The following is a 26396-nucleotide window of genomic DNA, read 5'->3' on the forward strand; positions in this document are numbered from 1 at the left end:
ATTTAGGCAGCTTTCAGGAAGCTGTCGAGCACGCGTTTTTCGCCCGCTTTGTCGAAGAGCACGGTTGCCTTGTTGCCTTCAAGCGCGGTGATATCGCCATAACCGAACTTGTCGTGGAAGACACGGTCGCCCGGCTGGAAGGCTGACGCATCGCCACTGGAGCGGGCGATGATCTCGCCATCAATCATCCGTGCCTGCGGGCGCTGCCCACCGGTCATTCCTGCGTTGCTCTCAGCAAGTCGTGCCTTGTTGGCGACCGCACGCTGCCATCCAGGCGTCGAATAAACGCCCGAGAAGGGATCATGCCGCCCCTCGAAGCGTGATGCTCCATAGGAATTGCGGGCGCTATAGCCATAGGCGCTCGGAGCCTCGATGACCTCGACATGGTCGTCGGGCAGTTCGTCGAGGAAACGCGAAGGAAGCGTGCTCGACCACAGGCCGTGGATCATGCGGTTCTGGGCAAAATGAATGCGCGCCCGTTTCTTGGCGCGGGTCAGGCCGACATAGGCCAGACGTCGTTCCTCCTCAAGGCCGGCGCGCCCGTTTTCATCAAGCGCCCGCTGGCTTGGAAACAGGCCCTCCTCCCAGCCCGGCAGGAAAACGGTATCGAATTCAAGACCCTTGGCGGCGTGGAGCGTCATGATGGATACCGCCTCGTCACTGTCGCGGCGGTCAGCGTCCATGACGAGCGACACATGCTCCAGGAAGGCCGCCAGGCTGTCGAATTCGCCGAGCGCCCGCACCAGCTCTTTGAGGTTTTCAAGGCGCCCCTGTGCGTCAGCCGAGCGCTCATTGCGCCACATCTCGCTATAGCCCGATTCATCAAGGATGATTTCGGCGAGTTCAGCCGCCCGTGACGTGTCGACAAGGCTGTGCCAGCGCGCGAAATGAGAGACGATACCGGCAAGGGCTGCCCGGGGCTTTGCCTTCATCTCCTCGCTTTCTGAAAGCGCGCGCGCTGCCTGCATCAGCGGCACAGCCCGCGAGCGGGCGATGACATGCATCATCTTGAGGCTGGCATCACCAAGACCGCGCTTGGGGACGTTGACGATGCGCTCGAAGGCCAGATCATCCGACGGGTTGGCGGCCAGGCGCAGATAGGCGAGCGCGTCGCGGATTTCAGCGCGCTCATAAAAGCGTGGGCCGCCGATGACGCGATAGGGCAGCCCGATGGACACGAAGCGCTCTTCGAAGGCGCGCATCTGGGCGGAGATGCGCACCAGAATGGCGATCTCGTTCAGGCTGTGGCGTTCGCGCTGGAAATTCTCGATAGTCTCTCCGACAAGGCGCGCCTCCTCCTCGCTGTCCCAGGCTGAGGTTACGGTCGGCTTGTCGCCGTCTTCCGCGCTGTCGGCAAAAAGGGTTTTGCCGAGCCTTCCCTCATTATGGGCGATGAGATGGGCGGCAGTTGCCAGAATGTGACCGGTTGAGCGGTAATTGCGTTCAAGGCGGATGACGGTGGCGCCAGGAAAATCACGTTCAAAGCGCAGAATATTATCGACCTCGGCGCCACGCCAGCCGTAAATCGACTGATCATCATCACCAACGCAGCAGATATTTCCGCGCTCGCCGGCCAGCAGCCGCAGCCACAGATATTGCGCGACATTGGTGTCCTGATACTCGTCGACGAGAATGTATTTGAAACGCTGACGGTAATCGGCCAGCAGATCGGGCGCCTTGCGCAGGATGCGGATCGGCTCCAGCAGCAGATCGCCGAAATCGGCCGCGTTGAGGGTTTTCAGCCGCTCCTGATAGGCGCTATAGAGTTTCAGTCCACGGCCATTGCCGAAATAAGCGCCATCGGCAGGGTTTGCTTCGTCAGGCGACAGGCCACGATTTTTCCAGCCATCGATCAATCCGGCAAGCTGGCGGGCGGTCCAGCGCTTGTCGTCGAGCCCCTCGGCCTGAATGAGCTGCTTGAGGAGCCGTAGCTGGTCGTCAGTGTCAAGCACGGTGAAATTCGACTTCAGTCCCGCCGCCTCGGCATGACGGATGAGGATCTTGCGGCCGATGGAGTGAAAGGTGCCTAGCCATGGCATCCCCTCGACCGACTGGCCGATGAGGGAGCCGATGCGGTGGTGCATCTCGCGCGCCGCCTTGTTGGTGAAGGTGACGGAGAGGATTTCACGCGGGTAGGCCTTGTGCGTGGCCAGCAGGTAGGCGATCCGGGTGGTCAGCACGCGCGTCTTGCCGGTGCCAGCGCCCGCCAGAACAAGAACCGCGCCCTCGGTCGCCTCAACGGCAGCCCGCTGCTCGGGGTTCAGCCTCTCAACCCAGTCGATCCCGGCGCCAAGACCCTGCGCCCGCGCGGCAATGCCGCCGGGGCGCGGTGCCGGAGCGGCTTCAGCAGGCAGGCGGGAGAACTGGGCCATGATCCTCATGTCCGGAAGGCGCGATGGGCATAACGCTGCCTTGTGGCGAATCTTCAACGCCCGACATTAGCAAAATAATGGCGGATGCGGGCACGATAAGCGTGGTCGCCCTATTGTCGTTTGAGGCTCACGCGCCTGCCAGCACCATCAGGCTGCGGCAGAAGTGCGTCGCTTGTACGCCAGAGGACGATGCGTTCAAGGATGTGGCCGGGAAAGGGGGTTACTCTTTTTGCTGCCATATCGACGTGAAGGGCGATCTGTTCGGACGTCGCTGACAGGGTATGATCGCCATGGCGCCATAATTCCTGCCACCAGTGCAGGCGCTTTTCGTCAGCGCCGATCAGGCGTGTGAGACAAAATACCTCATCCTGCGCGTGAATTTCGTGCAGATAGCGGATATGCGCTTCGGCTGTATAGAAACTGGCTTGCGCCTCAGCCAGATAGGCCGGCCCCAGCCCCAGATCAATCGCCGCCTCGTCGATGGCGCGGTCGAAGAGAACATTATAATAGGCCATGTTGAGATGGCCGTTATAGTCGATCCATGCAGGCTCGACGGTCATCGTCGATGAGCGGAAAGGGTAGGCGGTGTCGCTCACGTGCTGCTGTCTCCCCATGCGGCGCAGAAACTTTGCTCCCGGCGGGCGCCTCTGTTAGCTTTCCGCCACAAAGCGAGATTAGCAAGAGTGTCGAGGAACAACGTCATGGCCGATACCGCAACGCCGTCGATTGCCAGCCCCCCGTCACGGCAGGCGGTGGAGACCGTTATTGGTGTTTTGACCCAGCGTTTTGGCGATCGTCTCCAGCGCGGCGAAGATATCCGCCGCCAGCATTCGCACACGACGACGTGGATTGCCCCGCAACTTCCCGATGCGGTCGCGTTCGTGCGCTCGAGCGACGAAGTGCAGGAGATCGTGCGGGTCTGCGCCGCCCACCGCGTGCCGATCATCCCGTTTGGAACGGGCACGTCGCTAGAGGGCCATGTGAACGCGCCTCTTGGTGGTATTTCAGTTGATTTCAGCCAGATGAATCGGGTTCTTGCGGTTCATCCTGAAGATCTTGACTGCGTGGTCGAGCCTGGCGTCACCCGCAAGCAGCTCAACGAGACCATCCGCGATACCGGCCTCTTCTTTCCTATCGATCCGGGCGCGGACGCCTCGATTGGCGGGATGGCATCAACGCGCGCCTCGGGCACGAATGCGGTGCGCTATGGGACGATGCGCGAAAACGTGCTGGCGTTGAAAGTCGTGACAGCGGATGGCGCGATCATGACGACGAGCCGGCGCGTCAAGAAAACATCGGCAGGATACGATATCACCCGCCTTTTTGTCGGCTCCGAGGGAACGCTCGGCCTCATCACCGAGATCACGCTCAAGCTGTATGGTATCCCCGAGGCGATGTCGGCTGGCGTATGTTCGTTTCCCTCCGTCAAGGCGGCCTGCGATGTGACGATCGCCACTATCCAGATGGGCCTGCCGGTGGCACGCATCGAACTGCTCGATGCCTTGCAGGTGAAGGCCTCCAATCATTATTCAAAGCTCACTCTGCCCGAGCTGCCTCATCTCTTTCTCGAGTTTCACGGCAGTACGGCCAGCGTCAAGGAACAGGCCGAGATGTTTGCCGAGATCGCCGCTGAGCATGGTGGCGGGGCCTTCCAATGGGCAACCAAGGCGGAGGAGCGCACGAAGCTGTGGCAGGCGCGCCATGATGCCTACTGGGCAGCCCTGCAATTGCGGCCCGGCGCGCAGGGCGTGTCGACGGATGTCTGCCTGCCGCTCTCGGTTCTGGCAGACTTCGTGGCCGAAACGGTGGATGATCTGGAACGCTCGAACCTCGTTGCGCCGATGGTTGGCCATGTCGGTGATGGTAATTTCCATGTGCTGGTTCTGGTCGATATGAATGATCACAACGAGGTCAGGCGGGCCCAGGACTTTGTGTCGCGGCTCAACATGCGGGCGATCACGATGGATGGTACGTGTACGGGTGAGCATGGCATCGGCCAGGGAAAGGCCAAATATCTCGAAGCCGAACATGGACCGCACATGGTCGCGCTGATGCGCTCGATCAAGCAGGCCATCGATCCGCTGCACCTGATGAACCCTGGCAAGCTGGCGCTCGCCTGACGAGGGAGGACTGGCTGACGCATGGGACGAGTGCTGACTTTATGTGCCGGCCTTCTGGTTCTCGCGCTCTTGTGCGCTGCCGGGCTTCCCTACGTCATCGACTGGGGCAGCTATCGCGCAACCATCGAAGAACGCCTGACGCAGGCGCTGAAGCAGCCGGTGACCATCGGTGGTGACATCGACCTGTCGCTGTTGCCGGTTCCGCTGGTGCGGCTTGGCAACGTCACCATCGGCAAGACGGGCGCGCAGATGCGGATTGCCCATCTTGAGGTCGAGCTGGCGACAGGGCCACTGCTGCGCGGTCGCTGGGAGGCCAGCGAAGTGCGTCTGGACAATCCACGCCTGTGGCTGTCGCTCGACCGGCGAGGTCGCTTTACCGCCGGGCCGCCGACCGGTGACTTGCCGGAATTGTCGATTGAAAGCCTTGTCGTCAGCGAGGGCGAAATCACGATTGATCAGGAGGAGCGCGGCACCCGTCTGTTCGTTGACAATATGGCGCTGCGCGCATCGGCATCAAGTCTTGCCGGCCCGTGGCGCGCGGACGGAATGGCGCGTTTTGAAGGCAGCGCGATGCAGATATCCGTCCAGACCGGACGAGGGGATGTTGACGGCATCCGCGCCAAGGTGTCGGTGGTTCCAAGCGAGCGGCCGATCGCCTTCGATCTCGATGCGCTGTTTCGCCATCAGGACGGGCGGCCATCGTTTTCCGGAGCGCTGAAGCTCGCTGGCGTTGGCGCCAGCGATGCTGCTGCGCGTCAGGCAGGTTGGCGGGTTGAAGCCAATGTGGATGCGGGAACCGAGACATTCGTTGCCAAGGACATCCATGTCGTGCCGGCGGGCGATGACCGGGTGATCGCGCTTAATGGCGTCGTTAATATAACGCTTGGCGAGGATATGCGCGCCGACGCGGTGCTCAGCGCGCGCCAGATCGATGTTGATCGCCTGGCCGGTGTCAGTGCGCAATCTCCAGCCTCGGTGGTGACGATCTTCGAGAGGCTGGTGGCGCTGCCTTCGGCATTGGCGCTGCCGCCGGAGCTCTATCTTCGCGGAACCTTTGATTCCGGATCGCTGTCGCTCGCCGGCGGGCTGGTCCAGGATGTTCATGCCGCCGTCGATCTGCGCGATGGCAAATGGCGGCTAAGCGAGCTTCGCGGCAAGTTGCCGGGGCAGACGGCGTTGAAGCTTTCGGCGGCATTCGAGCCGGGCGCCGGCGGTATGGCGGTCACCGGCATGATTGATGTGACGGCGGCGGCGCCATCGCTGCTGGCTGCGTGGAGCGGTGGCGAATTTTTCCGGGCGCAAGGCGAGCGCACTGCCGGTGGCAGCGGCGCGCTTGCCCTGCGGGCCCATTATGGGCTGTCTCCCCACAGGCTGACGCTCGACCAGATGCGCTTTGGCGTGCCGGGAGCGGACGTGTCGGGACGGGCGGATTACCAGTGGCAGGATGTTGTGCCTCAACTGACCGTCGAGGGTATGGCCGAGGAGGTCGATCTGGCACCCGTCGCCGCATTTCTGACGCCCTTTATGAGCCGTTTATCGTCAGTCGCTGCAAGCGATGCGATTGTCAAATTCAAGGCAAAGCGATTGCGCCATGGCCTCCTCGATGTCGCTGATATTGATGTCGGGGTGAGACGTCAGGCCGGTAATCTGTCGTTTGAGCGTATCAAAATCGGCGCTCTCAACGGCCTTGCCGTCGAGGGGGACGGGTTGGTCAGCCTCGCTAATGACGGGACGCTGCGCCTGTCGGTGTCTGGGGAGCGGCTGAGGCCGGCGCTTGACGCGCTGGCGAGCATCCTTCCGCCCATCGCCGTGCTCGAGGCGCTGCGGAGCCGGGCGGATGCCCTGGCGCCGCTCGCCGTCAAGCTCCTGTTGGAAAATACCGATGGGCAGCTGTCGGCTGGCGTTGATGGCGATATTGGCGGATCGCTCGTGCGCAGCAGCGCCCGATTTGTTGTCGCCGCGACCGGTGTGCCGGCGCTTCAGGCGGCGGAGGGTGAACTCAGTAACGCCAGCACGCCGCGCCTCCTCCAGCAATTGGGTGTCTGGTCCGGCAACAGCCTGGCGCCAGCCCCGGCGCACCTGTCATTTGACATCAAGTCCGATCAAGAGGGGATTGGTGTGGTGTCGGTCAACGCCGAGCTTGCCGGCAGCAAGGCAGCGCTGGCGGGGCGTGTCGCGCTGGGGGATCTGACGACGATGGGTCAGGGGCTGGCGTTTGCGGTATCAGCCTCCGACGTCAATCCGCTGTTGTTGTCGCTTGGGCTCGTACCATCCCATATCGATGATGACATGTCGGCTGTGTTCAAGGGGCGGTTGCTGCTTGATCAATCCTCCCTGCGGCTTGCTGATCTTGATGGCGCTCTCGGCGACATTCCGGTGGCGGGTGATATCTCTGTTCGTCTGGGTCCCATACCGCTTGTCTCGGGACGGTTGCGTGCCAAATCCCTTCCCATTGACGGATTACTGGCGTTTGCCACCGGCACGGCGGGTCACGGATCGGGCGAGCCGTGGCCGGTGCAGGACTTCGTGCGATCGCCGGTGACGGGGCTTGCCGGACAGATTGCCGTTGAAGGGCAGGCAAGCGAGGGGTGGCCGCTCGCTGTTCGCAACCCGCAATTTGTTGTCAAATTTCTCGAAGACGGGATCGGCATCGACGATATCACCGGAGAAATTGCCGGCGGCAAGCTGACCGGCAATCTCGTTTTGCAGCGCGACACCACGAAGCTCAAGATTGCCGGGCGGATCGCGCTTGAAAGCGGCAAACTTGAAGACATCGTGTGGAAAGACGGTGCGAGGCCGGTTGCTGCGGGCGGTGTCGACCTCGGATTGACGTTTGAAGGAAGCGGGCGCACGCCGGCGCAGCTGATTGCCACGCTGGAGGGCGGCGGCAGGCTCGTCGTCTCCAACGGCCACTTCACCCATCTGTCGGCAGCAGCTTTCGCACCGGTCATTGCTGCCGCGGGTGCTGCGACGGCGCCCGATTTGCCGCGCCTCTTGCCACTCGTGCAGGCGGGGCTTGACAGCGGTGACCTGATGTTCCGCGTTCTTGAAACGCCGCTTATCCTTCACAATGGCGTGCTGCGGGCGGCGAATATCGCGCTCGCAGGCGCAGACAGTGCCGTCAAGATCAACGCCGCAGCCGATGTGTCACGCCTGTCGCTACTTGCCGATATCGACATGGATGGGAAGGCTGCCGATATCGGAGCGCCGGGCCCACGCCTGTCTGTTCATTTTACCGGGCCGCTCGCCTCGCCAAGGCGACGTCTTGATGTGCGGGCGCTTGGAGATTATCTCAATTTGCGACGCTTCGAGGGTGAACTCGCCCGGCTGGAAACGCTGCAGCGCCAGATTGACGAGCGGGAAGCGCGTCTTCGCGATATCGAAGAGAAGGAAAAAGAGCGCCTGCAGAAGGCACGCGCGGCGCCGATCCCCGCTGACCCGCCCGTCATCGCGCCGGATGCGGCAGTTCGCGGGCCTGTGCCAGCCGCCGCGCCATCGGCTCCCCGCCCCCGGCAACCGGCGGCAAGACCGGCGCCGGCGACCGTCAATCCGCGCCTGCGTGATCTCATCGAGGGGACATTGCGCGGCCTGCCTCCCGCTCAAGCCGGTGATCTTCCTGCCGCAGGCGCAAAGCTCGCGCCGCTGCCGCCGCCTGTGGTTATTCCTACAGCGCCGCAGGTCGGCCCCTAACCGGTTACGGCTGTCCTGGTTCGCAAATGATCAAGGACGGCAAGGCGCAATGCCGATGACAGGTTGGCGTGCCGTCGCTGCTCATCGATGGCGGTGATGAGCGCGGTCAAAGTCATCCGGCGCTCAGCCGCAATGGCGCGCAATTCATGCCAGAATCCATCTTCGAGTGAAATCGAGGTGCGATGACCGCGGATGGTGATCGAGCGTTTGGCGATGCCCTCGCTCATGACCTGCCATCGGGCTCGTTGCCATCGCGCCGGGCGCCGTCAAGCGCCAGCTCGGCTCGCTGGCGCTCGTTGTCGCGGCGAACCCTGTCTGCCTTGCTCTGTCCGAATAACGCACGGTTCTGCGCCGCCATTTGTTCCTTGTCGCTTCGCGCTTTGGCCTTGCGAGCGCGTCGCAAATTGACAATCTCGGACATCGCTGCACCTCAGCCCGGGCTCACCATTTTTTCTGGTCTGACGAGGGCGGTGAATTCCTCATCGCTCAGATAGCCGCCGCTGACGGCTTCGTGGCGCAACGTCGTGCCGTTCTTATGCGCCGTCTTGGCGATCTTGGCGCAATTGTCGTAGCCGAGGCGGGCATTGAGCGCGGTCACCAGCATCAGCGAATTATCGACGCCCTTCTGGATGTTGTCGCGGCGCGGCTCGATGCCTGCCACGCAATGATCGGTAAACGAGATTGCGGCATCGGCCATCAGTTTCACCGATTGCAGGAAATTATAGGCCATCACCGGGTTGAACACGTTGAGTTCGAAATGGCCCTGGCTGCCGGCGAAGGTGAGCGCGGCATTGTTGCCGAAGATGTGGGCGCACACCATGGTCATGGCCTCGCACTGGGTCGGGTTGACCTTGCCTGGCATGATGGACGAGCCGGGCTCGTTTTCCGGCAACGCCAGCTCGCCCAGGCCAGCGCGCGGCCCCGATCCGAGAAAGCGGATATCGTTGGCGATCTTGAACAATGAGGCGGCTACCGTGTTGATGGCGCCATGCGTCATCACCATCGCGTCATGGGCGGCGAGCGCCTCGAATTTGTTGGGCGCAGAGGTGAAGGGCAGGCCGGTGCGCCGGGCTATTTCAGCTGCCACCCCTTCGGCAAAGCCGATGGGGGCGTTAAGGCCTGTGCCGACGGCTGTGCCACCCTGCGCCAGCTCCATCAGCATCGGCAGTGTGATCTCGATACGCTTGATCCCGTTCTCGATCTGCTGGGCGTAGCCAGAAAATTCCTGACCAAGGGTCAGCGGGGTCGCGTCCTGTGTGTGGGTGCGGCCGATCTTGATAATATCGCGCCAGGCATCGGCCTTGGCAGCGAGCGCTTGATGCAGATGCTTGAGGGCGGGCAACAGATGTTTCACCACCTCTTCGCCGGCGGCGATATGCATGGCGGTGGGATAGGTATCGTTCGACGACTGGCTCATATTGACGTGGTCATTGGGGTGGACGGGCTTTTTTGAGCCCATCACCCCGCCCAGCATCTCGATGGCGCGGTTGGAGATCACCTCGTTGGCATTCATGTTCGACTGGGTGCCTGAACCTGTCTGCCAGACGACCAGCGGAAAATGCGCATCAAGCTTGCTGTCGATCACCTCCTGAGCCGCCTTGACGATGATCTCGCCAATCGCCGGGTCGAGGCGCTTGAGGTTCATATTGGTCACCGCAGCAGACTGCTTGATGATGCCCAGCGCCCGGATAATCGATGCGGGCTGCTTCTCCCAGCCGATCTTGAAATTGCCAATCGAGCGCTGCGATTGCGCGCCCCAGTATTTGTCGGTTTCAACCTCGATCGGGCCAAAGGTGTCGGTTTCAGTGCGCGTTTTTGTCATCATCCGCTCATGGTTGTGATTAAGCAGGGAACGCCTGTCGGCGTGCTCAGACAGCCTAACATCAAAGGAGGTGCAGCGTCAGCGGGTGCAAGGCGCGGATTACTTCTTACGGAAATTATCGAGGCTGACGACGTCAGCGCTCTTGTTCTCGCTCACTGCCGGCTTTGCGTTATCGGTTCTCGTGTCGCTTGATTTCGCACCGTCCCGCGCCGGCAAGGTCGGCGGCTCGCTGCCCGCGCCTTTGGGATTGCCCGGGCGCTTCGTACGCTGCTCGCTTTTAGGGGCGAGCGGTACGGTCGAAAACTCCGGCTTTCCGCTTGTTGGCGCGGTCTCGTTCTCGGCAGCATCGCCCGTCATCACTTCAAATTTCAGCGCAAAATTGACCGAAGGGTCAAAAAACTGGGTGATAGCGTCGAAGGGGACCGTCAGGCGTTCGGGTGTGCCGGAAAAATGCAACGACACTTCGAACCCGGTAGGGTTGACCTGCAAATTACCGAACTGATGTTGCAGAATGATGGTCATTTCTTCGGGATATTGCTCGCGCAGACGCGGACTCAGCCGCACGCCACGGTATTTGGTGAGGAAGGTGATAAAAAAATGATGGTCGCCTGGCAGTTTTCCATCACGCGCCACGCCGCTCATGACGTGGCGAACCATCTGGCGCATGGCGTCCTGCGTGAGCAGATCGTAGCGGATTTGGTCTGCGGACAAAATGGTGATCTCGGCAGCGGATTCGTTAAAATTGGAGTGTGCGCGCTCTCGTTGGCTTGTGCAACCGATGAAAGGGAAGCAGCTTATGAAAAACCGACCAGATCGTAGCTGATATAAAAAAGAAGAGCGAAAGTGAGGGCTTCTGTTGCCAGGTGCCCTCGGACCCCGCCTGAAAGTGCTACCCCTCAGGACTTCAATACTGGAAGATCAAACCGCGTCACGCGGCCTGAGCAACCGGAGCATAGTTGTCATTCGCAACTACATGTTTGGCCCGATGACGGCGGAACCATGCCGAGCAAAAAAGCGATCTTTACACCCTCGTCGATCCTGTTTCGCCCCCGCCGAAGCCCATTGCCGGTCCTGGCCATGCGCTTGGGTGGAGGCGCCGGGTACCGCCCCCGGGTCCGATAGGCTTATTACACCGTTCATTTATCGCCATAGCCGACTTGCGCCGGCATTTGCACTATACGCATGAAAGTGGAAGATTTGAAGGCCGCAATCAAACTTGTCACGAAGGGCCGTTCGCGCCTGGCGGTAAGGCTCTACAGGCAAGGCGTCCAGCGCTGATCGGCTGGCGGTGTATGACGCTGATGTCCCGGGTTTGTGATCGGGATTGATTGGCACCATCGTGTCAACGATGCAACGATGTCGGTGCTTTTCAGGGGAGACTCCATGTTGTTCACGCGCCGCCTTTTCATTGCCGCCAGCTTTATCGCCTTTAGCCCGGCCATCGCCAAAGACGTGTCAATTTACACGGGTATTCTCAAGGGCGTAGCGGTAGGCGGTTATGATGTTGTTGCCTATTTCAACGCCGGCAAGCCGGTGAAAGGCAGCCCCGTATTCACCCATAATTACAAGGATAGCGAGTGGCGCTTCGCAAGTGAGGCGAACCGCGCGCTCTTCATTGCCGATCCGCAGAAATACGAGCCGCAATATGGCGGCCATTGCGCCTATGCGGCAGCCCGCAACTACAAGGCGTCCGGTGATCCGCAGGCGTGGAAGATCGTCGATGGCAAGCTCTATCTCAACTATGATCAGAGCATCAAAAAAATCTGGGAAAAGAACATTCCTGGCGAGGTTTCCAGTGCTGACCGCAACTGGCCGACCCTGGCATCAAAGCCGCAATAACAAGCGGTGGAAGGCGGGGGCGACGCTGTTTCTGCCGTTTGCCCGGCCATGCCTCCTCGGCTAGTTCTGTCAGCCGGGGAGAATCATCATGCGTCAATACCATGAGTTGATGGAGCGCATCCTGCGCGAGGGCGTCAGCAAGGCTGATCGCACCGGCACGGGCACGCTGTCGGTGTTTGGCCATCAGATGCGTTTTGATCTGACGGAAGGCTTTCCTCTCGTCACCACAAAGAAACTCCACCTCAAATCCATTGTGCATGAACTGTTGTGGTTTCTCGCCGGCGACACCAATGTTGCCTATCTGCGTGAGAACGGCGTGAGAATCTGGGATGAATGGGCCGATGAAGCGGGGGAGCTTGGCCCGGTCTACGGGCAGCAATGGCGCTCATGGCCGCTGCGCGATGGCGGAACGCTAGATCAGATTTCAACGGTGATCCACGATATCAAGACCAACCCCGATTCGCGCCGCCTCATCGTCAGTGCCTGGAACCCTGCGGATATTCCGGCGATGGCGCTGGCGCCGTGTCATTGCCTCTTTCAGTTCTACGTGGCGGATGGCAGGCTTTCCTGCCAGCTCTACCAGCGCTCGGCCGATGTCTTTCTCGGCGTCCCCTTCAACATCGCTTCCTATGCCCTGCTGACGGTGATGGTGGCGCAGGTATGCGGGCTGAAGCCAGGCGATTTCGTCCACAGCTTCGGCGATGTGCATCTTTATTCCAATCATCTCGAACAGGCGCATCTGCAATTATCGCGCGCGCCGCGCCCCCTGCCGCAGCTCGTACTTGACCCGGATGTGAAGGATGTTTTTGCCTTCCGCTTTGAGCATGTCCGGCTGGCGAATTACGAGCCGCATCCGCATATCAAGGCGCCGGTAGCTGTTTAGCCGGGTTTCACGGCGCGACGAATTCGAAGATGGTGTCGGCGAGATAATCAGCTGGCACCAGCAGGCGGTGGCCGAGATCATGCGTACCGGGCACTGCTGCCAGGATGTGGTGACGCGCCAGCGCGAGATCGCCGACAAGCACGGTCACAGCGATCGCCGCAGGGCGACGTTTGCGTTGGGACGGAGACAGAGACAGGCCGGGAAACTGCGCGGCAGCCTCGTCTGCAGTGATGACATGCACATGCCCGCCAGCACTTGCATAGCGCCGCTGATCATCCGGCTTGCCCCATAAGGCGGCACAACGGATGGCCGCATCGCCAGCGTCGTTATCAAGATAAGTCAGACCAAAAAGCCGCTCGGCCCCATTGGGATGGCGGCGCCATTCCGGCACCTCGACAAGGCCGCGCTTCATCTGCTGACAGAGAAAATGCGACAGGCGGGGGTGGGCAGCGTCGCTCAGCATGGCGAGCTTGACGATCGCTTCATCATGGCTGCCATCGGGCAGGGTGAGCGGGCGGCGGAAATCGATGATCCCGGTCATCGGCACATGAGCTGCGGCGATGTCGCGTTCAAGGTCGGTTGAATGAAGGGCTACCATGGCAATCCCCTCGCTCTCGGCGAGGGCGGCGCGCACGGGGCGGCCAAACAGAAAATGATCGACTGTTCCATCGTCGACGGCGGCAGAATCGCCAATCGTCATCAGCTCGAGAAGGCCGCCGGCAAACAATGCCAGACGGTTATGCGTGCCCCAGGGATGGCGCCCGAGCGGGGTGACAACAAAGCCGAGCGCCGCGAGGCGCTTGGCTGCGATATCGAGATCGGCAACGGTCAGCAGCGGATGGTCGATGCCGAAACTGGCGTTGGTGAACGCGCTCACTTGCTCTCGATATTGAGGGTGACGAAGCGCAGTTCGCCCTGCGCGTTGGCGACGAGGAAGAGAGCGGTCTTGCGCCCCTGACCACGAAGCGCGTCGAGGCGTTTCTGGACGTCAGCGGCGGAAGAGACTGTTTCCTGTCCCACTTCCGTGACGACGAGGCCCGCTTGCAGCCCGCGTTCGGCTGCCGGCGAACCGCCATCAACCTTGGTGATGACGACACCCTTGAGCTCGTCATTGATGCGGTAGCGCTTGCGCAATTCCTGCGTGATCCCTGACAGGGACATGCCCAGAATGCTGCGGCCGACGTCGGCAGGCGGCGGGGTCTTGTCGCCGGTCACGGGCTTGTCCTTGCGGTCGGGATCGTTCTCCTCAAGGCGACCAACGGTAATGTCGAGCGGTGTTTCCTTGCCGGTGCGAATGACAACAATTGGAACCGTCGTGCCATTGGGCGTTCCAGCGACAATGGTCGGCAATTCCCGCATCTCGGCGACATCGCGCCCGTTGAAGCGGATGATCACGTCGCCGGTCTTAAGGCCTGCCTTGGCGGCCGGGCCGTCCTTGGTGAGGCCCGCCACCAGCGCGCCACGCGCCTTGCCGATACCAAGATCGGTTGCCAGTTCATCCGTGATGGCCTGCAGGCGCACGCCGATCCAGCCGCGCCGCGTCTCGCCGAATTCGCGCAATTGCTGGACAACAGGCATGGCGAGATTGGCGGGAATGGCAAAGCCGATACCGATCGAACCGCCGCTTGGCGAGACAATGGCGGTGTTGATGCCGATCACTTCGCCATTGGTGTTGAACAGCGGTCCACCGGAATTGCCGCGATTGATCGGTGCGTCGGTCTGCAAATAGGAATCGTAAGGGCCGGAATTGATGTCACGATTACGCGCCGACAGAATGCCGGCCGTTACCGTGCCGCCGAATCCCAGCGGGTTGCCAATGGCCATCACCCATTCACCCACGCGCGCCTTGTCCGAATCGCCAAAGCGGGTTGCCTTGAGCGGCGAGGTCGGCTCCACCTTCAAAACAGCGATATCGAGGCGCGGGTCGCGGCCAAGAACAGTTGCCTTCAGGCGTTTGCCGTCATGAAATATCGCGTTGATTTCATCCGCGCCATCAATCACGTGGTTGTTGGTGACGATGATGCCCGAGGAATCGATCACGAAGCCCGACCCTTGCGAGGCGACACGGCGCTGCTCGTTTTGACCGCCACCGCCTCGACGCTGCCCGTCCTGATCGCCGAAACGGCGATTGAAGAATTCTTCCAGCAGTTCCTGACCAGGGACGCCGGGTGGCAATTGCGGCGTTGGTGAGGAGCGATTGGCCTCGACGCGGGCGCTGGTCGAAATATTGACGACCGTGTCGATGGTGTCGTCGACAAGATCAGCAAAATCGGCAGTGCGCGCGCGCTGGGCATGAGCTGGTAACCACAGCGTGGGGGCGGCGAGCAGCGCTGCCATGGCGAGCAACGCAAAACGGCCAGCCCGTTTGCGGCTCAGCAGTCCAAACTTCGATATCATCGCACGCTCCTGATCAAGGCCTCGCTCACGAGGCAGAGAATAGCTGAAATTTCGATGCGTTTGCATCACGTCTTGTTGGTCAAAAGGTGGCGGCCCCTGGCGTTACTCAGTCACCACGGCTGCCGGCTCATGCACCCGACATTACCTATCCGAGTATTTGCCAGACGATAAACAGTCCGAGCAAGGCTGTCAGCAGGCCAATGATTCGCAACGCCTCGTCGGGCGTTTCGAGAATCCGGACGACCTGGCGCTTCATCTGCGGAGCGAAGAGGGCATAAATCACGCCTTCAATCACCAGTACCAGCCCCAGCGCCGTCGCAAAATATTGCAGCATGGCTCACTCTGCATCGGCAAAACGTGTGTTATGCGTCAATTGGCCGGCTTCTCGCTTAACCCGGGGTTTTCGAAGAAGCGGAAGAAATCCGAGCGGGGCGACAGGACATAGCTTGTATCCTTGCCTTGCAGAGATGTTTCATACGCACGCATCGAGCGATAGAATACGAAGAAGTCGGGATCCTTTGAAAACGCGTCCGCGAAGGTCTTGTTGCGCAGCGATTCGCCTTCGCCGCGGCGGATTTCCGACTGGCGCTGGGCGTCGGCACGCAGGACAACCGCCTGGTTCTCAGCTTCGGACTTGATACGACGCGCTTCCTCCTGGCCACGGGCGCGCAAATCGGTTGCCTCGCGCTGGCGGTCTGAGCGCATGCGCTCATAGGTACGACTGGAGATTTCATCGGGCTGATCGGCACGACGGATGCGCACGTCAACAAGCTCGATGCCAAGGGCGCGGATCTGCGGGATCGCCTGATCCTCGATTTCCTTCATGATCTCGGCGCGCCGTTCAGCAAGCACTTCGTTGAAGGGGCGCTGGCCGATGATACGGCGGATGGACGCTGAAAGGATCGGCTCGATGCGGGCGCCCGCAGCTGGAATATTTCCTCCCACCGCCTGGTAGAAGCGCTTGGTATCGGTCACCCGCCAGCGGGCGACAGCATCGACGACAAAGCGGCGTTGCAGGGAATCGGTAATTTCCAGCTCCGGCGTCTGCAGCGGAATCAGACGATTCTCGATATAGACGACATTCTGGAAGGGTTCAGGAAATTTCAGAAAGAGGCCGGGTTTCTGGTCAACCTTGCGGATCTCACCGAACTGCAAGAGCAGCGCCTGCTGTGCCTCGCGTACGATATAAACGCAGCGCGTCCCCAGAAAGACCGCAACGCCAAGGGCAATCGTAACGCCAATCAAACGGGCCTGGTTCATGGCCGGCTCCCCTGGGTTGGTTGCGGGGAAGCGGGGCGACGTGCCTCGGGCAGGGGCAGATAGGGCTGGACATTGTTGCCGCCGGCGCCGCCGTCGATGATCGTCTTGCTCGCACCTGACAGCACGCGCTCGATGGTCTCGAGATAAATGCGCTGGCGGGTCACATCCTTGGCATTCTTGTATTGGTCATAGACGGCAAGAAAGCGCGAGGCCTCGCCTTCCGCCTCGGCTGCAATGCGCTTGGCGTAGGAATCGGCTTCCTGGAACTGCTGCACCACGTCGGCGCGTGCGTTGGCGAGCAATTGATTGGCATCGCGGCGCGACTGGTTCTGGAAGGTCTGGGCGTCCTGTGCGGCCTGCTGGACGTCGTTAAAGGCTTCTCTCACCTGCGGCGGAACTTCGGGGCGCGAGACCGATACGGCGTTGATCTGGATGCCGGCACTGTAGGAATCGAGTGTTTCCTGCAGGATGCGGGTGACTTCACCCTGGAGGATTGCCTGTCCCTTTGTGATGATATCCTCGGCATTATTGCGCCCGACGACTTCGCGCATGGCGCTTTCGGCGACCGCGCGCACGGCGTCCTGCGGTGCGACAATTCTGAACACGAAGTCCTGCGGCCGGTCAGGGCGGACCGACCACGAGACGGTGAAGCCGACGGAAACAATATTCTCATCCTTCGTCAGCATCAGCGCTTCATCCGGCAGTTCCTGTCGGCCATTGCCACGCGAGCGAAAGCCGATTTCCTCCTGGTTGACGCGGGTGACGCGCACCGTCTGCACCTGCTCGACCGGCCACAGGATAAAGTTGAGGCCGGACTGGCGCGGCGGCGCCTGGTAGGCACCGAAACGGGTGACAATACCCACCTCGTCAGGTTGAACAGTGAAGGCAGAGTTGAACAGCCAGATCACGCCGAGGCCGGCGATAATCAGCGCGATCAGCCCGCGTCCGCCATTGTCGCCAACCGGCAGAAATTTCTTGAGCTGGGCCTGGGCGCGACGAATGACATCATCGAGGTTGGGTGGCGTTGGACCATTATTAGGTCCTTGCGGGCCCTGACCCCACGGCCCACGCGGCCCCTGGCCCCATGGCCCGCCGCCATTGCCGCCGCTCTGATTGCTCCAAGGCATTCATGTCCCTTTCGGCGGGAGTTCCCGCTCAATCGATCATCCTGTTGCGCAGCGGTTATAAAGGCAGATCGACGGGCGTCAATCTCGCTTCTGCGACTTTAGGCGTAGAGATGTGGATGCCATAGCGGTATGTCAACCACCAGATCACTCAAATCGCGCCATGCCGTCGTGTGTTGTCCTCATTCATCACCGTCCAGACGGTCAAGCACACGATATGTGGTTGCAGCCGAATCGCGGTCGCTTGAGCGCAGCCGGTCGGTCAGGATGGTTTTCCACTCGCTCTCGATGATGGCTGGAAACAGCGCGTCGCCGACAGGGGTGGCATGAACGGTGGTCATGTAGAGCCGGTCCGCCAGATCAATGGTCTGCCGATAGATCTCGGCGCCGCCAGCGACGATGATTTCCGATACATTCGTCTGGCGTGCCGCTGTCTCGGCTTCGCTGATTGCCTGATCGATACTGTCAACGACGATGACGTTATCAGCGGTGAAATTCTTGTCCCGCGTGATGATGATATTGGTACGCCCCGGCAAGGCCTGGCCAATCGACTGGAACGTCTTGCGGCCCATGATCACCGGTTTGCCCCAGGTGACGGCCTTGAAGCGCTTGAGGTCGGTCGACAGGCGCCAGGGCATGCGATTATCGGCGCCGATCACGCCATTTTCGGCAACAGCGACAATCAGGGCCAGGGCTGGTTCGAGGTCGGCTGGAGGAGGCATAAGGCTCCCGTTCGAGATCGTTGATCAGGGCAGTGATGAAGGTAGTGAGGCAGCCCTGCTGCTCATGTCCGTATATGAGTATCGCTATGATTCTGTTCTAATAAACAGTCCAAATATGTCGAGCATTATAATGACTAAGGAGAGCAAGGGATCATTCTTCACAACACAGCAGCAGCACGCCTGACGGGGTATCGTTGTTCGATTAACGCGCCGCCACGGCGCCTGATGATGCAGGCGGCCTGGGGAGCGCTGACGTATCAACGTCGCTATCCAACAACAACTCAACGTCGCTATCCGACAACAACAATGTGTAATTGTCGTGGCCCATGGGCGCCGAGAAGAATTTTCTGTTCGATATCCCCTGAACGCGAGGGTCCGGTGACGAAATTCAGGGTGCGCGGCATCTTGCCGCGCCCGTAACGCGAGCGCAGGCGGTCCCATACACTCTCGTAATCGCCGACGATATCCTTGGCGTCGATAAGAACGATGTGGGTGTCGGGCAGGAAATTCAGTGTCGTCGGATTGTCGTTGCCGGACACCAGCGCCAGCGTCCCGGTTTCGGCAACGCCGGCCAGCGCATGCGACAGCCCGACGAGATCGTTTCCATCCGAACGCCCGCTGCGATGCTCAAGGGTCTTCTGCCTGTCCCAGGGGATCGCCGTGAAGATCGCGTCCTCGCCATGGCGCAACGCCATGGGCAGATTGTGCGCGCGCAGGAAGCCGGCGAGAGCATCGGGCACCTCGTCGAGGCTGGCGACGCGGGCAATGCTGGCGCTCACCGCTTCAGCCATCTTTATGAAGAGCGCCACCTGCTCGGCCGGCGGCAGATCGGCACGCTTGGGGATGAGACCGCGCGGCGAGCGCATGAGGCGCTGCTCGACGACGTCGCGGCGCGTCGGCTCGCGCCCGGTCACGCCAAGCGAGCGGCGGATGGTGGCAAGGATATCGTCACGTGCGCTCATCGGTTCAAAGCTCGCCGTCTCATGTGCGTGGGCGCTTGGCCCATGCGGCCTGAAAGGTCGCTCCGGCAGGGGCCGGCAGATCGCGGTATTTGGTCCAGCCGCCGGCCAGTGGCAGCCAGGAGAAGCGGCCCCTGGCCTTGCCGGCAAATCCCAGCACCAGCATGCCGATGCGGGTCGCGAGGTGATAAAGCCATGGTCTTGTGGCGAAGAAAGCCCAGACACTGAGCCCGGCGCGGAAGGTGGCCGGCGACAGATTGCGCTCGAATTCGCGTTCGCGCCAATGGCGCATCATCTTGGGCAGCGGGATCATCATCGGGCACACGCTCTCGCAGCGCCCGCAGAAGGTGGAGGCGTTGGGCAGGTGGCCGGCCTTGTCAACGCCGAAGAGGGAGGGGGTCAGCACTGCCCCCATCGGGCCTGGATAGACCGAGCCGTAAGCATGACCGCCGACCGCGTGATAGACCGGGCAATGGTTCATGCAGGCGCCGCAGCGGATGCAGCGCAGCATGTCCTGGAATTCGGAGCCGAGCATCGAGGAGCGGCCATTATCAAGCAGGATGACATGATATTCTTCCGGCCCGTCGGGATCGCCGGGGCGGCGCGGGCCCGTCGATAGCGTCGTGTAGACGGAAAAATCCTGCCCTGTCGCCGAGCGCGCCAGCACGCGCAGGATCTGCGACACGTCGTCCAGCGTCGGCACCAGCTTTTCAATGGAGGCGATGACGATGTGAATGCGCGGCAGCGTCTGTGTCAGATCGCCATTGCCCTCGTTGGTGACGATGATCGAGGTGCCGGTTTCGGCGATGAGGAAATTGGCGCCGGTGACGCCGATGTCTGATTTGAGGAATTTGTCGCGCAGGACGGCGCGCGCTTCGCCCAGCAGGCTTTCCGGCTCGTCGAGATTGCGCTCCGGCGCCAGATGGGTATGGACGCGGCGAAAATCGGCCTCCACCTGCTCTTTGAGGACGTGAACCGCCGGGGCGATGATGTGCGAGGGGTGCTCGCCCCTGAGCTGGATGATGTACTCGCCGAGGTCCGTTTCAATCGGATCAACGCCGGCCGCGCTCAGCGCCTCGTTGAGGTTGATCTCCTCCGAGATCATCGACTTGCCCTTGGTAACGGTGCGGGCGTTGACGCGCTTGCAGATGTCGAGGACGACGGAGCGCGCTTCCTCGCTGTTGCGGGCAAAATGCAGGAGGCCGCCGGCAGCCGTCAGATTGGCTTCATAGGCCTCAAGATAGAGATCGAGATGGGCGAGCGTGTGGTTCTTGATGTCGCGGGCATTGGCCCGGAGCTGGTCGAATTCGGGCAGGCGGTCGGCTGCAGCCTTGCGCTTGCCGATGAAGCCCGCTTCGACATTGTGCATGGCACGCTGGAGCTGTTCGTTACCCAGTGCCTCGACGGCATTTTCCTTGAAGGTCTCGGTGGTGAGAAACATGACTCAGTTCTCCGCGCCGTGATCGGCTTCGCCGATGGGCGGGCCGTCGGTCATGCCGGCGAGCACTTCGGCGACATGACGCACTTTAATGCGCTCGCCATAACCCTCGCGTTGCAGTTTTCCGGCCATGTTCATCAAGCATCCCATGTCGCCGGCAAGAAGCAGGTCGGCGCCGGTTGCGGCGATATCCTCGGCCTTCTTTCCAACGATCTTGTTGGAGATATCGGAATATTTGACACAGAACGTGCCGCCGAAACCGCAACACACCTCGCTGTCGCCCATCTCCGTGAGGCTGAGGCCGGTGACGCTTTTCAGCAAGGCGCGTGGCTGGCGCTTGATGCCGAGTTCGCGCAGGCCTGAACAGCTGTCATGGTAGGTCGCGGTGGCAGCGAGGCTGGCGTTGACCTCGCGCATGCCTCGCACATCGGTGAGGAAACTTACCAGTTCGAAGGTCTTGGCGGCGAAGGCGTTGGCGCGGGCAGCCTGCATCGGATCATCGGCAAAGAGTTCCGGAACATGGCTTTTCAGCATGCCGCCGCACGATCCGGATGGCGCCACGACATAATCATAAGCTTCAAACGTATCCAGAATGCGGGTGGCGATCGCCCGGGCGGTGGCGCGATCACCTGAATTGAACGCAGGCTGGCCGCAGCAGGTCTGGCCGGCAGGCACGTCGACGACGCAGCCTGCTTCTTCAAGCAGCTTCACCGCCGCAAAGCCGACGCTCGGGCGAAACATATCGACAAGACAGGTGACGAACAGGGCGACGCGAGGGTGCTTTGCAGCGGACATGAACGGCCTGTCTCCGGTTGGTCGGCATCGTAAACAATCAAGTCGGGCGGAGAGTGGCTGAAAGCGGGAGCTACCGCAAGCCGGCTGAGGAGCCCGGGTGCAAGTGATGGTTAGCCCACGGGGCGCAACGCCTCGATCAGCATATGGCCCTCGACACCTTCGCCAAGCGCGGCCTCGATCGAAAAGGCCTGTTCGAGGGTTTTTTGCGACAGAGCCTCGCGCGGCGCGGCGCAGGCAAGCAGGCGTCCCTCCTTCAGGACGGCGATACGATCGGCAAAGCGCGCTGCGAGATTGAGGTCGTGCAGAATGGTGAGCGTGGTGAGCCCGTGTTCCCGGGTGAGGCTGCGGACGGTTTCCATCACCTGCAACTGGTTGCGGATGTCGAGCGCGCTCACCGGCTCGTCAAGAAAGAGGAATTGCGGGTCGCTGGCCATCACCTGAGCCAGAAAAACCAGCTGGCGCTGGCCGCCGCTGAGTGCGCCCAGAGGGCGGGTTGCCAGATGCGCGATGCCAAGGCGCTCCAGCGCGCTCCCTGCCGCCGCAAGATCAGCTTCGCCAACGCGGTAGTGCAGCTGCTTCAGGCGGCCGAGAAGGACGGTCTCAACCACGGAGAGTGCGGCGCGCACGCCGATATCCTGTGGCATATAGCCGATATGCGGGGCCGTCCCGGTCAACGCTTCAAGCGTAATTGATCCGCTGCTTGGTACAAATCCGGCAAGAGCTTTCAGGAGCGAGCTTTTTCCCGAACCGTTAGCGCCGATCACGGCCAGTATCTCACCGGGACGGGCGATAAGATCGACATCGCTCAGGGCGATCAGCCTGCCATAGCGCACGCCCAGCCCCTCAGCTTTCAGCATCACCAGAAACTCCGCCGCGAACCGATGATGAGCCAAACAAGAAACGGCACGCCGATCAGCGCGGTCACGATGCCGATGGGGATGAGAGCGCCCGGTACCAGCGTCTTGCTCGCGATCGAGGCAAGCGACAGAACGAGTGCACCAAAGAGCGCTGAGAGCGGCAGTAGGCCGCGTTGATCCTCGCCAACCAGCATGCGCGCCATATGGGGCGCGACAAGGCCGATGAAGCCGATGGTGCCGACGAAGGCGACGGCGATCCCGGTCAGGGCCGAGATCACCACAAAGGCGCGAAGCCGTAATGCCCGCACGTTGACGCCAAGGCCGACTGCCCGTTCATCGCCAAGTTTCAAGGCCGTGAGGCGCCAGACATCGGCGGTGATCATCGGCAGGCAAAGTAGAATGGTAAGCAGCAGAAGGTAAAGCTTCGACCAGCTTGCTTTCTGCAGGCTGCCGAAGAGCCAGAAGACGATCTGTTGCAAGGCTTCGGGCGAGGCGATGAATTGCAGCAGAGCCAGCAGCGCCTGTAACAAAAACAGCAATGCTATGCCTGCCAGGATGAGGATTTCCGGCGTCGCGCCACGCAAGCTCCCTATCGCATAGACGCAGGCTGAGGCAAGGCCGGCGAAGAAGAAGGCGGAGAGGGGAATGGCGGTTGCTTCCGATATCGGCAGAAGCGGCCCGATCACGATCACCAGCGCGGCACCGAAGCCGGCACCAGCCGAGATGCCGAGCGTGTAGCTTGAGGCGAGCGGGTTGTTGAGGATGGTCTGCATCATGGCGCCGGTGAGCCCCAGCGACGCACCGACGGCAAGCGCCATGAGGGCAGCCGGCAGGCGGATCGACCAGATGATGGCATCCACCGTCCGGTCCGCGGCAAGGCCCAATGCGGAACGCGCTACCGCTGCCAGCGGCAGCAGCGCCGGGCCGGTGGCGATATCGACGAGCAGGCTCAACGCTACCGCCGCCGTCGCCGCGAGGCCGACGATGAGGCGGGTGCGCGCGTGATGGCGATAAGCGGCGCCGACCGCGCCAGTGACCGGGGCGGCGCCTGAAATCGATTGAACCTTGCTCATGGCGTCAGGGGCAGCATCCATGTACCGGCGAACGGCACAGGAAGGAAGCGCTCATGGTAGTCGCGTAGCGATTGCACCGGATCGATATCCTCGAAGACGTCTGGATAGAGGCGCTTGGCGATGAACTGCATGGCGGTGAAGTCGAACAGGGTGCGCGCCAGCCCATGCTCGATGGCGTTGATATTGCCGGTCTTGACGGCGGTCAACTCCGCCCAGCCCGGCCGCGCCGCATAAGGGGCAACGCTGGTGCGCGTCGTCTCGGCGTCGGTGTCGTAGCCGGTTTTGACGGCAAGCGGTCGGTTGCCCCAGGAGGAGCCGGCGATGAGGATCAGGTCGGGGTTTTCGGCGATGACCGTTTCAGGATTGAGCGGGCCCCAGGCTCCGGGAATTCTCCCGGTGGCGATATTCACCGCGCCCAGCGTGGTGAGGACCTTGCCCCACATGGTGTTGTTATAGCTGTTGCCGATGGCGCTGGCGCCGCCCTGGCCAAGTTCGACATAGGCTTTGGGGTTTTTGATCTTGGAACGGGCGATACGCGCCAGGATGTCGCGATATTGCTGTTCGTAGAAAGTCGCCAGTTCCTCGGCCCGCTTTTCGGCCTGCATGACCTTGCCATAAGCCCTGGTGGAGGCGAGGTGGCGCTCCAGCACCTGCGCGTTATAGTCGATGACGATGATCGGGATGCCGGCCGCCGTGATCTGCTCGACCTGGGTCTGGGCTGCCTTGAAGCCCCATTCGGCCATGAAGACGACATCGGGCCTGAGGGCGATCACCTTCTCGGCGCTGAAGGTATTGTTTTCGATATCACCGACATCGGGCATGGCCTGAAGGTTGGGGATGACCTTCGCATATCTGGAGAAGATGGCCGGCCGCCAGCCTTCCCATGGCGTGCGTGACATACCGACAACTTTTTTCCACCCTTCGACGCCGGCGATGGCGGTGAATTCCTCGTAATTGAAGGTCACAATCACGCGGGAAACCGGATGTCCGACTTTCACTTGGCGTCCGATGGCGTCGGTAATGTCCAACGCGTGCGCCTGTACAGGCAGGGAACAGGCAGCGGAAAGTGTAGGGATACTGGCTGCGAGCAGCAGAGTTCTGCGGTTGATCAGCATGATGGCCTCCAGACGAAAAGGTCCGCGCGGTAAATTGAGGATGTGGTGGGGAGCGTCGGAGCGATCCGACGGGCTCATGACCGGGACGGGCGAATGAGCAAGCGACCGGTCTCGCCGGCGCTCACATCAGGCCTTCAGAAATGTCAGACGATGGGTGGAGCGCGCGCGGCCTGCGGCCGGCCGGCGCGTCCGGGCGGCTCTCTTTGCGGCTCAGTCAGCGCATTATTGTCAACGAGAACGAAATTGCCGACCGGAGCAAAGGCTGATTGCGATATTGCCAGTACCGGCGCCGCCAGGGCACTGCGGCAGGTGGCGATACACATGATGTCGCATTGGTAATGAAGCGGCTGCGGCGCGTTGTCCGGGCTCTGGCGTTCGGCGCTGCTCAGACAGATGACGGCCCCTGAAAGCGGATCGGCGGCGGCCTGAATTGTAGCCGCGAGCGGCGACAGAATCGCCTGAATCGACAGGGCAAGCACCAGCAGCATTGCTGCCATTTGCCGTGTGACCACGCGTAGCTTCATCGCCATCCGTCCCATGGGAGTTTCATAGCCGGGGCGCGATCGCATCGTCAATCAGGGCGGTTCATCAATCGCCTTGCGCGCTACGATGGCGACGGCTAAGGCCGATACGGGTTCTGCCACCATTGAGCGTCATGACCGAGGATTATTATCATCCATTGCGCCGGCAAGTGCTGGACGAGGTGCATGCGCGCCCCTTCCAGCTGACGCGGGCGCCGCGTCGCTTCCTGCATGCAGCCTTCACCATCGATCAGGCCGGAGGTGAGGCGGCGGTGCAGGCGCTCGATCACTGGTGCGCGACGACCGGCGGCGAACGCCCGGCGCCTGGCGCCAATTTTCACCGGATCGCCTTTCCCTCCGCCCGGCTGCGCTGGGAGCGTCATACCGAATTCACGACCTATACCTGGGACACGGCGTGCACGGCTGATGAACCGTTCGGCTGGCCGCTCGCGGAGGCAAGCCCGGTGGGTGAAGCCTTGCCGGCTCCCGGGCCTTTGCTTGCTGCGGTTGATCTGGTGATTATCGGGGCTGACGGCGCACCCGATGATCTGTCGGGGTTATTTGACCAGACGTCGCTGTGTGTTGCCAGCGTCCATGATGGCGCGGCGCGGATCATCACCGATTTTCGTCAGGATGCGCGGGGGTCGACACGTATTCTGGTGATTGATCGCGGGCTTCATCCGCAGGTGGCCGGAGCGCTGGTGCAGCGGCTTCTGGAGATCGAGACGTATCGGACATTCGCCCTTCTCGGCCTGCCCGAGGCAATGCGCAGCGCGCCGGTTGTGGGGCGCATCGAGACCGAACTGGTGCGCGTCACGGGGCAGATGAGAGCGCCGTCCGATCTGGCTGATAATTCAGTGCTTCTCGATGGTCTGATGGCGCTTGCTTCCGAGCTTGAGGCGGAGGCTGCGATCTGCGCCTATCGCTTCGGGGCGACGCGGGCCTATGACGCCATTGTCCGCAGTCGTCTTGATGTCGTGGGTGAACAGCCGGTTGAAGGCTATCTGACTTGGAAAGCCTTCCTCGACCGGCGGATGGCACCGGCGATGAGGACGTGTCAGACGGTTGCCGATCGCCAGGCGGAACTGGCGCGCAAATTATCGCGGGCCGCTAACCTCTTGCGCACGCGCGTTGATATCGAGGTCGAGCAACAGAACCGGTCGGTCCTGCAGGCGATGAATGAGCGGGCACGGCTGCAACTGAGGCTGCAGCAGACAGTTGAGGGCCTCTCGGTCGCCGCTGTCAGCTATTATGTCGTGGCACTTATAGGAGTGCTGTTCGAGGGCGCGCGCGATGCCGGTCTCACCACCGCAGAGCCGGGAATTCTGTCAGCGCTCGCTGTGCCTGTGGTAATTGGCACCATCTGGCTGATCGTGCGCCGTATCAGGCGCAAGCATAGCGAATGAGCG

At 61.5% G+C, this 26396-nt stretch carries 24 protein-coding genes and 1 other RNA gene; 5 read left to right on the forward strand and 20 right to left on the reverse strand.

All coding sequences use genetic code 11. From position 1 onward, the window contains the following. Window positions 1-2: 2 nt before the first annotated feature. Window positions 3-2372 carry an ATP-dependent helicase gene (locus ACINK1_RS06700; protein WP_376801387.1) on the reverse strand — a complete coding sequence of 790 codons (2370 nt, stop codon included), beginning with the start codon at window positions 2370-2372 and terminating at the stop codon, window positions 3-5. Window positions 2373-2482: 110 nt separating this feature from the next. Next, window positions 2483-2932 (reverse strand): thioesterase family protein, encoded by a 450-nt coding sequence (locus ACINK1_RS06705; protein ID WP_376802970.1) that lies wholly within the window; start codon window positions 2930-2932, stop codon window positions 2483-2485. 141 nt (window positions 2933-3073) lie between these two features. Here ACINK1_RS06705 and ACINK1_RS06710 point away from each other — a divergent pair, with 141 nt between their 5' ends. Further along, complete coding sequence (locus ACINK1_RS06710) at window positions 3074-4492, forward strand: FAD-binding oxidoreductase (protein ID WP_376801385.1); 1419 nt, start codon at window positions 3074-3076, stop codon at window positions 4490-4492. A gap of 21 nt (window positions 4493-4513) precedes the next feature. Next, the gene (locus ACINK1_RS06715; RefSeq protein ID WP_376801384.1) at window positions 4514-8182 is read left to right on the forward strand and encodes an AsmA family protein; all 3669 of its coding nucleotides are present in this window, start codon (window positions 4514-4516) and stop codon (window positions 8180-8182) included. Here the strand turns inward: ACINK1_RS06715 and ACINK1_RS06720 are convergent. The 5 genes from ACINK1_RS06720 to ssrA form a co-directional block, all read right to left on the reverse strand. After that, window positions 8179-8409, reverse strand: coding sequence for a ribbon-helix-helix domain-containing protein (locus ACINK1_RS06720; RefSeq protein WP_376801383.1), 231 nt, complete (start codon window positions 8407-8409; stop codon window positions 8179-8181). The two genes, ACINK1_RS06715 and ACINK1_RS06720, sit on opposite strands and share 4 nt — an antisense overlap. Further along, a complete protein-coding gene (locus ACINK1_RS06725) occupies window positions 8406-8603 on the reverse strand; it encodes a DUF4169 family protein (RefSeq protein WP_376801382.1) in 198 nt (65 codons plus the stop codon). The genes ACINK1_RS06720 and ACINK1_RS06725 overlap by 4 nt, the downstream gene beginning before the upstream one ends. Window positions 8604-8612: 9 nt before the next feature. After that, complete coding sequence (fumC, locus tag ACINK1_RS06730; protein WP_376801381.1) at window positions 8613-10004, reverse strand: class II fumarate hydratase; 1392 nt, start codon at window positions 10002-10004, stop codon at window positions 8613-8615. A 99-nt stretch (window positions 10005-10103) separates the two neighbouring features. Beyond that, window positions 10104-10715 (reverse strand): SspB family protein, encoded by a 612-nt coding sequence (locus ACINK1_RS06735; RefSeq protein WP_376801380.1) that lies wholly within the window; start codon window positions 10713-10715, stop codon window positions 10104-10106. 131 nt (window positions 10716-10846) lie between these two features. Beyond that, window positions 10847-11210, reverse strand: a transfer-messenger RNA (tmRNA) gene (gene ssrA, locus ACINK1_RS06740). A gap of 177 nt (window positions 11211-11387) precedes the next feature. On the opposite strand from ssrA, the gene ACINK1_RS06745 reads away from it, so the two are divergent. Further along, window positions 11388-11843, forward strand: a complete 456-nt coding sequence (locus tag ACINK1_RS06745) for a YHS domain-containing (seleno)protein (protein ID WP_376801379.1) — start codon at window positions 11388-11390, stop codon at window positions 11841-11843. Between the two features lie 88 nt (window positions 11844-11931). Then, the gene (locus ACINK1_RS06750; RefSeq protein WP_376801378.1) at window positions 11932-12726 is read left to right on the forward strand and encodes a thymidylate synthase; all 795 of its coding nucleotides are present in this window, start codon (window positions 11932-11934) and stop codon (window positions 12724-12726) included. Between the two features lie 7 nt (window positions 12727-12733). Here the strand turns inward: ACINK1_RS06750 and ACINK1_RS06755 are convergent, their stop codons facing one another. The 13 genes from ACINK1_RS06755 to ACINK1_RS06815 form a co-directional block, all read right to left on the reverse strand. After that, on the reverse strand, window positions 12734-13603 hold the full coding sequence (locus ACINK1_RS06755) for a VOC family protein (protein ID WP_376801377.1): 870 nt from the start codon (window positions 13601-13603) through the stop codon (window positions 12734-12736). Further along, window positions 13600-15123: a DegQ family serine endoprotease gene (locus ACINK1_RS06760; RefSeq protein ID WP_376801376.1), complete on the reverse strand. Its 1524-nt coding sequence runs from the start codon at window positions 15121-15123 to the stop codon at window positions 13600-13602. Before ACINK1_RS06760 ends, ACINK1_RS06755 begins: the two co-directional genes overlap by 4 nt. A gap of 145 nt (window positions 15124-15268) precedes the next feature. Beyond that, the gene (locus tag ACINK1_RS06765) at window positions 15269-15457 is read right to left on the reverse strand and encodes a DUF2065 domain-containing protein (protein ID WP_376801375.1); all 189 of its coding nucleotides are present in this window, start codon (window positions 15455-15457) and stop codon (window positions 15269-15271) included. 35 nt (window positions 15458-15492) lie between these two features. Beyond that, a complete protein-coding gene (hflC, locus tag ACINK1_RS06770; RefSeq protein WP_376801374.1) occupies window positions 15493-16383 on the reverse strand; it encodes a protease modulator HflC in 891 nt (296 codons plus the stop codon). Further along, window positions 16380-17510, reverse strand: a complete 1131-nt coding sequence (hflK, locus tag ACINK1_RS06775) for an FtsH protease activity modulator HflK (RefSeq protein WP_376801373.1) — start codon at window positions 17508-17510, stop codon at window positions 16380-16382. The genes hflC and hflK overlap by 4 nt, the downstream gene beginning before the upstream one ends. 179 nt (window positions 17511-17689) lie before the next feature. After that, window positions 17690-18229, reverse strand: a complete 540-nt coding sequence (locus tag ACINK1_RS06780) for a dihydrofolate reductase (RefSeq protein ID WP_376801372.1) — start codon at window positions 18227-18229, stop codon at window positions 17690-17692. Window positions 18230-18519: 290 nt separating this feature from the next. After that, complete coding sequence (locus tag ACINK1_RS06785) at window positions 18520-19191, reverse strand: lactate utilization protein (RefSeq protein ID WP_376801371.1); 672 nt, start codon at window positions 19189-19191, stop codon at window positions 18520-18522. Between the two features lie 19 nt (window positions 19192-19210). Beyond that, window positions 19211-20629, reverse strand: coding sequence for a LutB/LldF family L-lactate oxidation iron-sulfur protein (locus ACINK1_RS06790; RefSeq protein WP_376801370.1), 1419 nt, complete (start codon window positions 20627-20629; stop codon window positions 19211-19213). 3 nt (window positions 20630-20632) lie between these two features. Continuing rightward, a complete protein-coding gene (locus ACINK1_RS06795) occupies window positions 20633-21421 on the reverse strand; it encodes a (Fe-S)-binding protein (RefSeq protein ID WP_376801369.1) in 789 nt (262 codons plus the stop codon). Window positions 21422-21531: 110 nt separating this feature from the next. Beyond that, window positions 21532-22278, reverse strand: a complete 747-nt coding sequence (locus ACINK1_RS06800; RefSeq protein WP_376801523.1) for an ABC transporter ATP-binding protein — start codon at window positions 22276-22278, stop codon at window positions 21532-21534. Further along, a complete protein-coding gene (locus ACINK1_RS06805) occupies window positions 22278-23351 on the reverse strand; it encodes a FecCD family ABC transporter permease (protein WP_376802963.1) in 1074 nt (357 codons plus the stop codon). The genes ACINK1_RS06800 and ACINK1_RS06805 overlap by 1 nt, the downstream gene beginning before the upstream one ends. Continuing rightward, window positions 23348-24544, reverse strand: coding sequence for an ABC transporter substrate-binding protein (locus tag ACINK1_RS06810; protein WP_376801367.1), 1197 nt, complete (start codon window positions 24542-24544; stop codon window positions 23348-23350). The genes ACINK1_RS06805 and ACINK1_RS06810 overlap by 4 nt, the downstream gene beginning before the upstream one ends. A 65-nt stretch (window positions 24545-24609) precedes the next feature. Further along, window positions 24610-25035 carry a hypothetical protein gene (locus ACINK1_RS06815; protein WP_376801366.1) on the reverse strand — a complete coding sequence of 142 codons (426 nt, stop codon included), beginning with the start codon at window positions 25033-25035 and terminating at the stop codon, window positions 24610-24612. A gap of 86 nt (window positions 25036-25121) precedes the next feature. Here ACINK1_RS06815 and ACINK1_RS06820 point away from each other — a divergent pair, with 86 nt between their 5' ends. Continuing rightward, window positions 25122-26393 carry a DUF3422 family protein gene (locus ACINK1_RS06820; protein WP_376801365.1) on the forward strand — a complete coding sequence of 424 codons (1272 nt, stop codon included), beginning with the start codon at window positions 25122-25124 and terminating at the stop codon, window positions 26391-26393. The last annotated feature ends 3 nt before the right edge of the window (window positions 26394-26396 follow it).

Source organism: Raskinella chloraquaticus (SeqCode) (assembly GCF_021731865.1).
Taxonomy (GTDB): domain Bacteria; phylum Pseudomonadota; class Alphaproteobacteria; order Rhizobiales; family UBA4765; genus Raskinella; species Raskinella chloraquaticus.

Coding starts and splice junctions, on each gene's coding strand:
- ACINK1_RS06700 (WP_376801387.1), bottom strand. CDS start 2,372: ATGGCCCAGTTCTCCCGCCTGCCTGCTGAAGCCGCTCCGGCACCGCGC.
- hflC (WP_376801374.1), bottom strand. CDS start 16,383: ATGAACCAGGCCCGTTTGATTGGCGTTACGATTGCCCTTGGCGTTGCG.
- ACINK1_RS06710 (WP_376801385.1), top strand. CDS start 3,074: ATGGCCGATACCGCAACGCCGTCGATTGCCAGCCCCCCGTCACGGCAG.
- ACINK1_RS06805 (WP_376802963.1), bottom strand. CDS start 23,351: ATGAGCAAGGTTCAATCGATTTCAGGCGCCGCCCCGGTCACTGGCGCG.
- ACINK1_RS06800 (WP_376801523.1), bottom strand. CDS start 22,278: ATGCTGAAAGCTGAGGGGCTGGGCGTGCGCTATGGCAGGCTGATCGCC.
- ACINK1_RS06760 (WP_376801376.1), bottom strand. CDS start 15,123: ATGATATCGAAGTTTGGACTGCTGAGCCGCAAACGGGCTGGCCGTTTT.
- ACINK1_RS06715 (WP_376801384.1), top strand. CDS start 4,514: ATGGGACGAGTGCTGACTTTATGTGCCGGCCTTCTGGTTCTCGCGCTC.
- ACINK1_RS06765 (WP_376801375.1), bottom strand. CDS start 15,457: ATGCTGCAATATTTTGCGACGGCGCTGGGGCTGGTACTGGTGATTGAA.
- ACINK1_RS06780 (WP_376801372.1), bottom strand. CDS start 18,229: ATGCCTCCTCCAGCCGACCTCGAACCAGCCCTGGCCCTGATTGTCGCT.
- ACINK1_RS06720 (WP_376801383.1), bottom strand. CDS start 8,409: ATGAGCGAGGGCATCGCCAAACGCTCGATCACCATCCGCGGTCATCGC.
- fumC (WP_376801381.1), bottom strand. CDS start 10,004: ATGACAAAAACGCGCACTGAAACCGACACCTTTGGCCCGATCGAGGTT.
- ACINK1_RS06705 (WP_376802970.1), bottom strand. CDS start 2,932: ATGACCGTCGAGCCTGCATGGATCGACTATAACGGCCATCTCAACATG.
- ACINK1_RS06790 (WP_376801370.1), bottom strand. CDS start 20,629: ATGTTTCTCACCACCGAGACCTTCAAGGAAAATGCCGTCGAGGCACTG.
- ACINK1_RS06745 (WP_376801379.1), top strand. CDS start 11,388: ATGTTGTTCACGCGCCGCCTTTTCATTGCCGCCAGCTTTATCGCCTTT.
- hflK (WP_376801373.1), bottom strand. CDS start 17,510: ATGCCTTGGAGCAATCAGAGCGGCGGCAATGGCGGCGGGCCATGGGGC.
- ACINK1_RS06750 (WP_376801378.1), top strand. CDS start 11,932: ATGCGTCAATACCATGAGTTGATGGAGCGCATCCTGCGCGAGGGCGTC.
- ACINK1_RS06725 (WP_376801382.1), bottom strand. CDS start 8,603: ATGTCCGAGATTGTCAATTTGCGACGCGCTCGCAAGGCCAAAGCGCGA.
- ACINK1_RS06820 (WP_376801365.1), top strand. CDS start 25,122: ATGACCGAGGATTATTATCATCCATTGCGCCGGCAAGTGCTGGACGAG.
- ACINK1_RS06810 (WP_376801367.1), bottom strand. CDS start 24,544: ATGAGCCCGTCGGATCGCTCCGACGCTCCCCACCACATCCTCAATTTA.
- ACINK1_RS06785 (WP_376801371.1), bottom strand. CDS start 19,191: ATGAGCGCACGTGACGATATCCTTGCCACCATCCGCCGCTCGCTTGGC.
- ACINK1_RS06815 (WP_376801366.1), bottom strand. CDS start 25,035: ATGCGATCGCGCCCCGGCTATGAAACTCCCATGGGACGGATGGCGATG.
- ACINK1_RS06795 (WP_376801369.1), bottom strand. CDS start 21,421: ATGTCCGCTGCAAAGCACCCTCGCGTCGCCCTGTTCGTCACCTGTCTT.